This is a genomic window from Streptococcus parasanguinis (assembly GCF_047463195.1).
Taxonomy (GTDB): domain Bacteria; phylum Bacillota; class Bacilli; order Lactobacillales; family Streptococcaceae; genus Streptococcus; species Streptococcus parasanguinis_R.
Map to the genome: position 1 here is coordinate 21,322 of NZ_JASHEI010000004.1, position 13,599 is coordinate 34,920.

Annotated in this window: 1 protein-coding gene; it reads left to right on the plus strand. The window is 40.3% G+C overall.

Features of this window, described 5'->3' with window-relative positions:
- Nucleotides 1-32: 32 nt before the first annotated feature.
- Nucleotides 33-13,400 (plus strand): SspB-related isopeptide-forming adhesin, encoded by a 13,368-nt coding sequence (locus QM870_RS04530; RefSeq protein WP_414368795.1) that lies wholly within the window; start codon nt 33-35, stop codon nt 13,398-13,400.
- Nucleotides 13,401-13,599 lie beyond the last annotated feature (199 nt).

Below are 13,599 nucleotides of genomic sequence, written 5' to 3' on the forward strand. Positions count from 1 at the left end.
AATCATGAAATATGAAAAAGGAGATCCTATAAATGAAGGATGTATTTAATAAGCGTCAGCGCTTTTCATTGCGAAAATATAGCGTTGGGGTTTGTTCTGTTCTCTTAGGGACAGCTCTTTTCGCTGCAGGTGCCAATACGGCTTCTGCGGAGGAAACAACTGCCTCTTCAGGTGCATCGACGTCAGCTTCGACGGAGTCTGCATCTGATAGCACAGCAGCTGAAACAGTTGCCTCTTCTACCGAAGCATCTTATAATGCTCCAGTAACAAATGTCGATCAAGCAAATACAGGTGCTGCGCAGGAAGTCAAAGAGCAATCTGAGGCTAACAAAGCAGCAGATAAAGCTGAGGCAGCTGCAACACCAGCTGCTACAGAAAATAAGGTAGCTCCAGCTGAAACTAAAAAAACTGAAGAAGCTTCAAAACCACTAAACGTTGGTTCATTGCCAGAAATCGCTCTACCAACAGCGAAAAAGGCAGAAACCAGCTCTAAACCAGCTTCTACAACAGCGGCTACCACTGCTCAACCTACTGCAACTCGTGCTGCAGCAGGTGAAAGCTCAGAAAGAGCAGCTGCAAGAGAAGAAGCGGCTACACCAGCACCAACAACTACTTTTTCAGCTACTGTAAGTTCAGCAGCTCCAATCACTGGTACAGAAGCAACTGCGCAAGCAGAAAGAGCAGCAAGTACAGATGCTGCTGCGGCTGTAGCAAATGCTAATGACGAACGTACAAATGCAGGAGCTTTAGCAGTAAGTAGCCGTCGTCGTGGACGTCGTGCTTTGACAGACCACAATAACGAGCCAGTTTCTGTAGAAACTTACCTTAAAGATGGTGAAGTTGCTACACCTGATATGACGGATCCAAATGGTGCAACTGTTTCATCACAAACAGTACCAGCAGGTTACGCTGCTAAAGAAGGCGATTGGTATACCTACGCTATTTGGGATCTTACTGAATTCAATAAGCGTTATAATACAAATTATTATGCGCGTGCCTATAAGAGATTTGATGACTCTACCGATACAACTGTTGAATTGCTCAACAAAAACACTGGTAATGTAGTAGAAACAAGAACTATTACCGATTCTAGTGGCGTTCAAAAGTTCACGACTACTACGGCAGCGTCTAATAGCCAATTAACTTTCCAAGTTGATTATAAAGCAGGTACTGGTGAAAAAGGTAAAGCAGCTCAACCATTTATTCAAAATGGTTATGCAGTTGGAAAGAGTATCACAGACTTAGTAGCTGGTGGGCACCAACTTACGCCTGCTGAGCAAGCACTTTATACTGCGGTTTATAACGCTCGTACTACAACAGATATTTTAAACGTTGTTGAACCAGCTTACAATGGTCGTACAATTACTGATTCAAACGCTAAAATACCAGTAACAATCAATAAAACAACTTACTATAAAGTAGTTGATAAAAACAATCCAACATTTAACGCCAATAAGACAGATAAAACTGTTCAAGATTATAAAGAAAATGGTAATGAAGTTGAGTTAGCTAGATACACTCTTAAAGCTGAAGAAGGACAACGTTTTACAGCATCTGGCGAACGTCAATTTGATGGATACAAACTTTACCAAACTGCTGACGCAAAAGATCAATCAGGTACTGTAAGTCGTCCTTACACCATTGGTACGAAATTCATGGATGCGGACCGTTACGGTATCAAACGTATCAAAGAAGTTGTTGGAGAAGATGGTTCAGTAGTTGTTCGTGTTTATCTTCTTGATCCAAGACAACAAAGCAAACGTTCTGATGGTTCATTAAGTACCGATGGCTATATGTTGCTAGCAGAAACGAAGCCGATTAAACCAGGTGAATGGAATTCACAGGAGTTAGTTGTTAAAAAATCACCTCTTAACACTATTGCACATACTGTAACTGATCCAAAAACTGGAGCAAAAACGAATTATCCAAACGGGAAAGAAGTTCCATTTGACTTCCAAAAAGCTGCTGGATATGAACCATATCATACTGTATTCGTGCCATTCTTAGGAGATGGAATTGGACACGGCTCAGCTAACGCTCAATTGGAACGTGGGGTAGAAGGTATCGGTACCAACGTTGACTTGCTCAACACTTTGACACCGTATAAACAACCTGTTTACTACTACGTGAAGCAAGAACCAGTAACAGTCACTCCAGAAGTTGAAAAACAACTTGAAGGACGTGTACTTGTTGATGGTGAATTCAGCTTCAAGATTAAAGAAGTCAATGAAAACAAATCACTTCCTTCACATGAAGAAACTGTTACTAACAAAAACGGTAAAGCGACATTTAGTAACTTAACTTTCAATAAAGTTGGTACTTACATCTACACAATCACTGAGGTTAAAGGGGCAGATACAAACGTCGATTACGATGGTATGACAGTTGCCATGACAGTTACTGTAACTGAGAACTCTAAAGGTGATTTGCAAGCTTCCGTTAAATACAGCGGTACTGGTGGATTTTCATCAAGCGCAGATGATAAGGTCTTCAACAACTACGTTGTCGCTCCAGTTAAGACCAAGTTTGACTTCAGCAAGGCTCTTGCAGGTCGTGAGTTGAAAGCTGGCGAATTCAGCTTTGTATTGAAAGATTCAGATGGTAGGGTCATTCAAACCAAGACAAATACTAAGGCAGGTGTTGTAGCCTTTGATAATTTGACCTTTGACAATACACAAATTGGTACTCACAAGTACACTGTAGAAGAAGTTATCCCAGAAAATAAAGAAACTGGTATGACTTACGACACAATGAAGGCTGAAGTAACAATCACTGTTACTAAGGAAGGTCACGTTCTTAAAGCAACAAACACACTTCCTGCAGATACAGAGTTCAACAATACCTTCACACCTGTTGCTACACAAGCTCAATTCAAGTTCACTAAGAAATTGGAAGGGAAAGAGCTTACGAAGGATGCCTTCACATTTGAATTGCTTGAAAAAGGCAATGTCATCCAAACTAAGAAAAATGCGGCTGATGGAACCATCCAATTCGACGCGATTTCTTACGATAAAGAAGGTTCTCACACTTATACTGTACGTGAAAAAGCTGGAACAGATACAAACATCGACTACGATAATATGAATGCAGTCGTAACAGTTAACGTTACGAAAGATGCTGCATCTGGTGTCTTGACTGCTAAGGTTACAATGCCTGAAGATACAGAGTTTAACAACTTTGCAGTAGCTCCAGTTAAGACTCGTTTCGACTTCAGCAAAGCCCTTGCAGGCCGTGAGTTGAAAGAAGGCGAATTCAGCTTTGTATTGAAAGATTCAAATGGTAAGACTCTTCAAACCAAGACCAATACTAAACAAGGTGTTGTAGCCTTTGATGATTTGACCTTTGATAATACTCAAGTTGGTACTCACAAGTACACTGTAGAAGAAGTTATCCCAGAAAATAAAGAAACTGGCATGACTTACGATCCAATGAAAGCTGAAGTAACAATCACTGTTACTAAGGAAGGTCATGTTCTTAAAGCAACAAACACACTTCCTGCAGATACAGAGTTCAACAACACCTTCACACCTGCTGCAGCTCAAGCTCAATTCAAGTTCACTAAACGTCTTGAAGGGAAAGAGCTTACAAAGGATGCCTTCACATTCGAATTGCTTGAAAATGGCAATGTGATCCAAACCAAGAAAAATGCAGCAGATGGATCTATCACATTTGATGCGATTGAATACAACGCTGTAGGTAAACACACTTACACTGTACGTGAAAAAGCTGGAACAGATACAAACATCGACTACGATTCAATGAATGCAGTCGTAACCGTTAATGTAACCAAAAATGCAGCTACAGGTCTCTTGAGCGCAGCTGTTACAATGCCTGAAGACACGGAATTCAACAACTATGTGGTTTCACCAGTTGTGACCAAGTTTGACTTCACTAAGAAATTGGCTGGTCGTAAATTGGCTGCAGGTGAATTCAGCTTCGTATTGAAAGATTCAACTGGTAGAGAAGTTGAAACTGTGAAAAATGATGCTGACGGTAACGTAACCTTCTCAGAATTGTCATTTGACAATACAAAAGTTGGTACCCACACATATACTGTAGAAGAAGTGATTCCGGCAAACAAAGAATTTGGAATGACTTACGACCAAATGAAGGCTACAGTGACTGTTGAGGTTGCGAAGAACGGTCATTCATTGACAACTGTTACAAACGTGACATCAACTGGTGGTAAAGATGCCAATGGTAAGGCTACTGATGGTACTGCAGATAAAGAATTCAACAACAAAGTTACTCCTCCAGAAACTCCAGAATTCCAACCAGAAAAATTTGTCGTTTCTAAAGAGAAATATGACATCACTGGTAACAAGTTGATGGATGACGACGATGAGTTGACAAATGAGTACACTGAAACAAATGCAGATCCATATGTAGACAAGACAAACAACAACGAACCAGAAAACTTGAATACTAAGACAGTTAAACGTGGTTCTAAATTGGTTTACCAAGTATGGCTTGATACGACTAAATTCACTGAAGCGAACAACATCCAATACGTTGGTGTATCTGATACATACGACGCTGATAAATTGGACGTCAATGCAGCGGACATCAAAGCATATGATTCAGTAACTGGTGCAGAAGTAACCAATAAATTCGACATCAAAGTTGAAAACGGCACCATCACTGCAACTTCTAAAGATGAATTTATCAAAGATAAAGTCAATGCTCCTGTTATCGACACAACTAAGTTCGAATTTGGACGTTACTATAAATTTGATATTCCAGCAACTGTGAAAGAATCTGTTAAAGCTGGTGCTGATATTGAAAATACAGCCAACCAAACAGTTCACGTTTACAACCCAGTAAGCAAGACAGTTGAAAAACCTGAAAAACCAACACAAAAACGTGTCAACAGCGTTCCAGTTCCAGTGGAAATGAACTTCACGAAACGTTTGGAAGGTCGTGAACTTCAAGCCAAGGAATTCGAATTCGTATTGAAGAAAGACGGCGTTGAAGTAGAACGCGTGAAGAATGACGCTGCTGGTAAGATTGTCTTCAAGACTCTTGAATTCGGTCGTGATGATCTTGGTAAGACTTACAACTACACAGTAGAAGAAACTCCTGGTACAGATGCAACTGTCAAATACGATACAATGGTTGCTACTGTTAAAGTGGTTGTTTCACACGATGGTACAGCTAAAGCAATCGTTGCCAACGTAACAGATGCAGCTGATAAAGAATTTAACAACCGTGTAACACCTCCAGAAGAACCTAAATTCCAACCAGAGAAATATGTTGTTTCTAAAGAGAAATACGATATCACTGGTGACAAGCTCGTTGACGATGATAGAGAGTTGGCAGACAAGTACGCAGATACAAATGCGAACCCATATGCGGACGATGCATCAAACAACGAAGCAGAAAACTTGAATACTAAGACTGTTGAACGTGGTTCTAAATTGGTTTACCAAGTATGGTTGGATACAACTAAATTTGACGCAGCGAACAAGGACAACATCCAAACAGTAGGTATCTCAGATAACTATGATGAAGCGAAATTAAATCTTAATGCAGCTGACATCAAAGCTTATGACTCTGTAACAGGTGCAGAAGTAACAGATAAATTCGATATCGCTGTCAACAACGGTGTGATCACTGCTAACTTGAAGGCTGGCTTCACGAAGTCACTTGGCGATGCAGAAAACACACAAGTCATCGACACAACTAAATTCGAATTCGGACGTTACTACAAGTTTGATATCCCAACAACAGTGAAAGACGATGTAGTAGCTGGTGCAGATATCGAAAATACTGCGGCTCAAGTTGTTAACTACTACAACCCAACGACTAAGAAAGTTGAAAAACCTGAAAAACCAACTGAAAAACGTGTAAACAATGTTCCAATCTCAGTAGAATTTAACTTCACTAAGAAATTGGAAGGTCGTGCTCTTAAAGCTAACGAATTCACATTCGAGTTGAAAGATAGCGACAATGTTGTGATTGCGACTGCAACCAACGACGCAAACGGTAACTTCAAGTTCACTCCAGTTGATTACACAAACAAAGCTGGTAAAACTGTCACTGCCCTTAAATACCAGAAGGGTCAAGAAGGTACGTACACTTACACTGTAACAGAGGTGAAAGGTACAGACTCAACTGTTACTTACGACCCAATGGCTGCAGTTGTAACTGTTAAAGTAAGTCATGATGGTACTGCGAAAGCCTTGATCACAAACGTGACAGAACCTGCGGATAAAGAATTCAACAACCGTGTCACTCCACCAACAGAACCTAAGTTCCAACCAGAGAAATACGTTGTTTCTAAAGCGAAATTCGATATCACAGGTACGAAGCTCGTTGATGACGATTCTGAATTGACAGATAAATATGGTGAAACAAACACCAATCCATATGTCGATACAACTGCCAACAACGAAGATGAAAACTTGAATACTAAGACAGTTGAACGTGGTCAAAAACTTTACTACCAAGTATGGTTGGATACAACTAAATTTGACGCAAACAACAAAGATAATATCCAAACAGTAGGTATCACAGATAACTACGACAAGGATAAATTGACTGTTAATGCTTCAGATATCAAGGTTTACGATTCAGTTACTGGTGCAGATGTTACGACGAAATTTGATATCTCTGATAACAATGGTGTTCTGACAGCTAACCTTAAGGATGGCTTCACTAAGTCACTTGGCGACGCTGAAAATACACAAATCATTGATACAACTAAGTTTGAATTTGGACGCTACTATAAATTTGATATTCCAGCAACAGTGAAAGACGATGTTGTAGCTGGTGCAGATATTGAAAACAAAGCAGCACAAGTTGTTAACTACTACAACCCAGTAAGTAAGACTGTTGAAAAACCAAACAAACCAACTGAAAAACGTGTCAACAGTGTTCCAATCTCAGTTGAATTCAACTTCACTAAGAAATTGGAAGGTCGCGACCTTAAAGCTGGCGAATTTACATTCGAGTTGAAAGACAGCGACAATGTTGTGATCGCAACGGCAACCAACGACAAAGCTGGTAAGATCAAGTTTGCTCCAGTAGAGTACACCAATAAAGCTGGTAAAACTGTCACTGCCCTTAAATACCAGAAGGGTCAAGAAGGTACCTACAAGTACACAGTAGAAGAAGTTAAAGGCTCAGACGCAACCGTTACATACGATACAATGAAAGCTGTCGTTACAGTTGAAGTTCGTCATGATGGTACAGCGAAAGCCTTGATCACAAACGTGACAGATCCTGCTGATAAAGAGTTCAACAATACTGTTCGTCCTCCAGAAGAACCTAAGTTCCAACCAGAGAAATACGTTGTTTCTGAAGAGAAATTCGATATCACAGGTGACAAGCTCGTTGATGACGATAAAGAGTTGGCAGACAAGTACGCAGATACAAATGCGAACCCATATGCGGACAATGCATCAAACAACGAAGCTCAAAACTTGAATACCAAGACTGTTAAACGTGGCGACAAGTTGGTTTACCAAGTATGGTTGGATACAACTAAATTCGACGCAGCTAACAAGGACAACATCCAATCAGTAGGAATCTCAGATGACTACGATGAAACTAAGTTGGAACTTGATTCTACTAAGATCAAAGCTTACGATTCAGTAACAGGCGCAGAAGTAACAGATAAATTCGATATCACTGTCAACAACGGTGTGATCACTGCAACTCTTAAAGATGGCTTCACTAAGTCACTTGGCGACGCAGAAAACACACAAGTGATCGACACAACTAAATTCGAATTCGGACGTTACTACAAGTTCGACATCCCAACAAAAGTGAAAGCTGATGTACCTGGTGGTGTAGACATCGAAAATACTGCGGCTCAAGTAGTAAACTACTACAACCCAACAACTAAGAAAGTTGAAAAACCAAGCAAACCAACTGAAAAACGTGTAAACAACGTTCCAGTTGAAGTGGAATTCAACTTCACGAAACGCTTGGAAGGCCGTGAGCTTAAAGCTAACGAATTCAGCTTCGTTCTTAAAGATTCAGAAGGTAATACTCTTGAAACTGTGAAGAACGATGCATCTGGTAACGTTAAGTTCTCAGCTCTTGAATTCAAGAAAGGTCAAGAAGGCGTACACAACTACACAGTAGAAGAAGTTAAAGGATCTGACGCAACCGTTACATACGACACAATGAAAGCGAATGTAACAGTCACTGTATCACACGACGGAACAGCTAAAGTTCTGATCGCGAAAGTTGGCGACATTGCGGATAAAGAATTTAACAACCGTGTGACTCCTCCAGAAGAACCTAAGTTCCAACCAGAGAAATACGTATTAAATACAGCGAAATTCTCTATCACTGATAACAAGCTTCTTGACGATGATGCCGAGTTGACTGATAAATATGGTGAAACAAATACAGATCCATATGTAGATGGAACTTCAAACAACGAAGCAGAAAACATCAATACCAAGACTGTTAAACGCGGCGAAAAGATCTACTACCAAGTATGGTTGGATACAACTAAATTCGACGCAGCTAACAAAGACAACGTTCAAACTGTAGGAATTACAGATGACTTTGACGAAACTAAGGTTGATGTTGATGGTTCAGCAATCAAAGCTTATGATTCAGTAACTGGAGCTGATGTTACAGATAAATTCGATATCGCTGTGAACAACGGTGTGATGACTGCAACACTTAAAGATGGCTTCACTAAGTCACTTGGCGATGCGGAAAACACTCAAATCATTGACACAACTAAATTCGAATTCGGACGTTACTACAAGTTTGATATTCCAGCAACTGTTAAGAACGATGTTCCTGGTGGTGCAGACATCGAAAATACTGCGGCTCAAGTAGTAAACTACTACAACCCAGTAAGCAAGACTGTTGAAAAACCAAACAAACCAACTGAAAAACGTGTTAACAACGTTCCAGTTGAAGTAGGATTCAACTTCACGAAACGTTTGGAAGGTCGTGAACTTAAAGCTAACGAATTCAGCTTCGTGCTTAAAGACGCATCAGGTAAAGTTGTCGAAACAGTAAGCAACGATGCGGCTGGTAATGTTGCATTCTCACCACTCAGCTTCAAGAAGGGCGAAGAAGGCGTACATAACTACACTGTAGAAGAAGTGAAGGGAACAGACGCAACTGTTGCTTACGATACAATGAAAGCTACTGTAGCAATCACAGTATCACACAATGGTACGGCTAAAGCCCTTGTAGCAACTGTAGGAGCAATCGCTGATAAAGAGTTCAACAATACTGTTCGTCCTCCAGAAGAACCTAAATTCCAACCAGAGAAATATGTTGTTTCTGAAGAGAAATTCGATATCACAGGTGACAAGCTCGTTGATGACGATAAAGAGTTGGCAGACAAGTACGCAGATACAAATGCGAACCCATATGCGGACAATGCATCAAACAACGAAGCTCAAAACTTGAATACCAAGACTGTTAAACGTGGCGACAAGTTGGTTTACCAAGTATGGTTGGATACAACTAAATTCGACGCAGCTAACAAGGACAACATCCAATCAGTAGGAATCTCAGATGACTACGATGAAACTAAGTTGGAACTTGATTCTACTAAGATCAAAGCTTACGATTCAGTAACAGGCGCAGAAGTAACAGATAAATTCGATATCACTGTCAACAACGGTGTGATCACTGCAACTCTTAAAGATGGCTTCACTAAGTCACTTGGCGACGCAGAAAACACACAAGTTATTGACACAACTAAATTCGAATTCGGACGTTACTACAAGTTCGACATCCCAACAAAAGTGAAAGCTGATGTACCTGGTGGTGTAGATATTGAAAATACTGCGGCTCAAGTTGTAAACTACTACAACCCAACAACTAAGAAAGTTGAAAAACCAAGCAAACCAACTGAAAAACGTGTTAATAACGTTCCAGTTGAAGTAGAATTCAACTTCACTAAACGTTTGGAAGGCCGTGAGCTTAAAGCTAACGAATTCAGCTTCGTTCTTAAAGATTCAGAAGGTAAGACTCTTGAAACTGTAAGCAATGATGCATCTGGTAACGTTAAGTTCTCAGCTATGTCATTCAAGAAGGGTGACGAAGGTGTTCACAACTACACTGTAGAAGAAGTTAAAGGCTCAGACGCAACCGTTACATACGATACAATGAAAGCGAATGTAACAGTCACAGTTAAACACGATGGTACTGCTAAAGTTCTTGTGGCAACTGTAGGCGACATTGCGGATAAAGAATTTAACAACCGTGTAACTCCTCCAGAAACTCCAGAATTCAATCCAGAAAAATATGTTCTAAACGAAAAAGAATTTGATTTGACTGGAACTTCATTATTAGATGATGATAAAGAGTTGGCAGACAAGTACGCAGATACCAATGCGAACCCATATGCGGACGATGCATCTAATAACGAAAAAGCGAATATCAATACTAAATCAGTTAAACCAGGTCAAAAACTTGTTTACCAAGTATGGTTGGATACAACTAAATTTGACGCAAACAACAAAGACCATATCCAATCAGTAGGAATCTCAGATGACTACGATGAGGCTAAAGTTGATGTTGATGGTTCAGCAATCAAAGCTTATGATGGTAAGACTGGTGCGGATGTAACAGCTAAATTCGATATCACTGTGAACAACGGTGTGATTACTGCAACCCTTAAAGATGGCTTCACGAAGTCACTTGGCGATGCAGAAAACACACAAGTGATCGACACAACTAAATTCGAATTCGGACGTTACTACAAGTTTGATATCCCAGCTACAGTGAAAGCTGACGTTGCAGGTGGAGTAGACATTGAAAATACTGCGGCTCAAGTTGTTAACTACTATAACCCAACTACTAAGAAAGTTGAAAAACCTGAAAAACCAACTGAAAAACGTGTCAACAGCGTTCCAGTTGAAGTAGAATTCAACTTTACTAAACGTATGGAAGGCCGTGAGCTTAAAGCTAACGAATTCAGCTTCGTTCTTAAAGATTCAAAAGGTAATACTCTTGAAACTGTGAAGAACGATAAAGATGGTAACGTTAAGTTCTCTAAACTTGAGTTCAAGAAAGGTCAAGAAGGCGTTCACAACTACACAGTAGAAGAAGTTAAAGGAACAGACGCAACCGTTACATACGACACTATGAAAGCGAATGTAACAGTCACAGTTTCACACGACGGAAAAGCTAAAGTTCTGATCGCGAAAGTTGGCGACATTGCGGATAAAGAATTTAACAACAAGGTGACTCCTCCAGAAACTCCAGAGTTCAACCCAGAGAAATACATCTTGAACGCTGAGAAATTCGACCTTACTGGTAAATCACTTCTTGATGATGATAAAGAATTGGCAGACAAGGTTGCGGAAACAAACGCAAATCCTTACGCTGATAAGGCTGACAATAATGAAGCAGCTAACATCAATACTAAGACAGTGAAACGTGGCGATAAGGTTGTTTACCAAGTATGGTTGGATACAACTAAGTTCACTGAAGCGCACAACATCCAATCTGTTGGTGTTACTGATGACTACGAAGAAGACAAACTTGACATCAATGTTGCAAACATCAAAGCTTACGACTCTGTAACAGGCGAAGATGTGACTGCTAAATTTGATATCAAGGTTGAAAACGGTGTGATCTCTGCAACTTCTAAAGCGGACTTGACTAAGTCACTTGGAGACGCAGAAAATACTCCAGTGATCGACACAACTAAGTTTGCGTTTGGACGTTACTACAAGTTCGACATCCCAGCAACAGTGAAAGATACTGTTAAGGGTGGTGCGGATATTGAAAACACTGCAGCTCAAATCGTTCACCAATACGATCCAACAAGCAAGACAGTGAAGAAACCAAACAAACCAACTGAAAAACGTGTTGTGAACATCCCTGTTTCAGTAGAATTCAACTTCACGAAACGTTTGGAAGGCCGTGAGCTTAAAGCTAACGAATTCAGCTTCGTTCTTAAGGATAAAGATGGTAAGACTCTTGAAACTGTGAAGAACGATGCATCTGGTAACGTTAAGTTCTCAGCTCTTGAATTCAAGAAAGGTCAAGAAGGAACTTACAACTACACTGTAGAAGAAGTCAAAGGAACTGATACAACCGTTACTTATGACACGATGAAAGCAGTTGTGAAAGTTGAAGTTTCTCATGATGGAACTGCGAAAGCTCTTCTTACTAAGGTAACGGATCCATCAGACAAAGAATTCAATAACACTGTTCGCCCACCTGAAACTCCAGAATTCAATCCAGAGAAATACATCTTGAACGAATCTAAATTCGATCTTACAGGTGTGAAACTTCTCGACGATGATAAAGAGTTGAAGGATAAGGTTGCGGAAACAAATGCGAACCCTTACGTTGATAAGACTGATAACAACGAAGCTCAAAATATCAATACGAAGACACTCAAGAAAGGTGATAAAGTATACTACCAAGTATGGTTGGATACAACTAAATTCACTGAAGCACACAATATTCAATCTGTTGGTGTTACAGATAAATATGATAGTGCGAACTTGACTGTCAACGGAGCTGATATTAAGGCATACGACTCTGTAACAGGAGAAGATGTAACAGCTAAGTTTGATATCAAGGTTGAAAACGGTGTGATTACTGCAACATCTAAAGCAGACTTGACTAAGTCACTTGGAGACGCAGAAAATACACAAGTGATCGACACAACTAAGTTGGCCTTTGGACGTTACTACAAGTTTGAAATTCCTGCAGAAATTAAACAATCTGCTCAAGATGGTGTGGACATTGAAAATACAGCTTCACAAATCGTACACCAATACGATCCAACTAAGAAGACTGTAGAAAAACCAGAAAAACCAACTGAAAAACGTGTAGTCAACATTCCAGTTAAGGTTCAATTCCAATTCACTAAGAAATTGGAAGGTCGTGCATTGAAGGCTGGTGAATTCAGCTTCGTTCTGAAGGACGAAAAAGGAAATGTGATCGAAACCGTAACCAATGATGCGGCTGGTAAGATCACCTTCTCAAATCTTGAATTCAAACGTGGTGAAGAAGGAACTCATCTCTACCATGTAGAAGAAATCCGTGGCACAGATTCTAGCATCGAATACGATAAGATGGTTGCCACTGTGGGTATTATGATTAACAAAGACGGTAAAGTATTGACGGCTATTACTCAGTTGCCAGAAGATACAGAGTTTAACAACACTGTTATTCCGCCAACAACACCGCCAAATACACCACCAACAACACCGCCAAATACACCACCAACAACACCACCGAATACACCGCCGACAACACCACCGAATACACCACCAACACCACCAACAACACCGCCAACACCACCAACGCCACCAACACCTACAACTCCTCCAGCTCCAGCACTTCCTGAAACTGGTGAAGAACAATCAGCATCTGCTGCATTGTTAGGTGCTGCACTTGGTATGGTTGGCCTTGCGGGACTTGCAAAACGCAAAAAACGCGAAGACTAAAATTGAGGTGACATCGACAAACTTGTTGATGAGGTGACAATTTTAGATCCAACAGGAAGAGGCTTTGCTCGAAAGAGCAAGGCCTCTTTGTTTGATATTGGAAACTTAGAAAAACATGCATAAATGTGATGAAAAAGTTTCAGTAAAATTCCATTGACTTGAAGTAGAGAAAACAGTATACTAGTAAAGCAATTTGATC

Coding starts and splice junctions, on each gene's coding strand:
- QM870_RS04530 (WP_414368795.1), top strand. CDS start 33: ATGAAGGATGTATTTAATAAGCGTCAGCGCTTTTCATTGCGAAAATAT.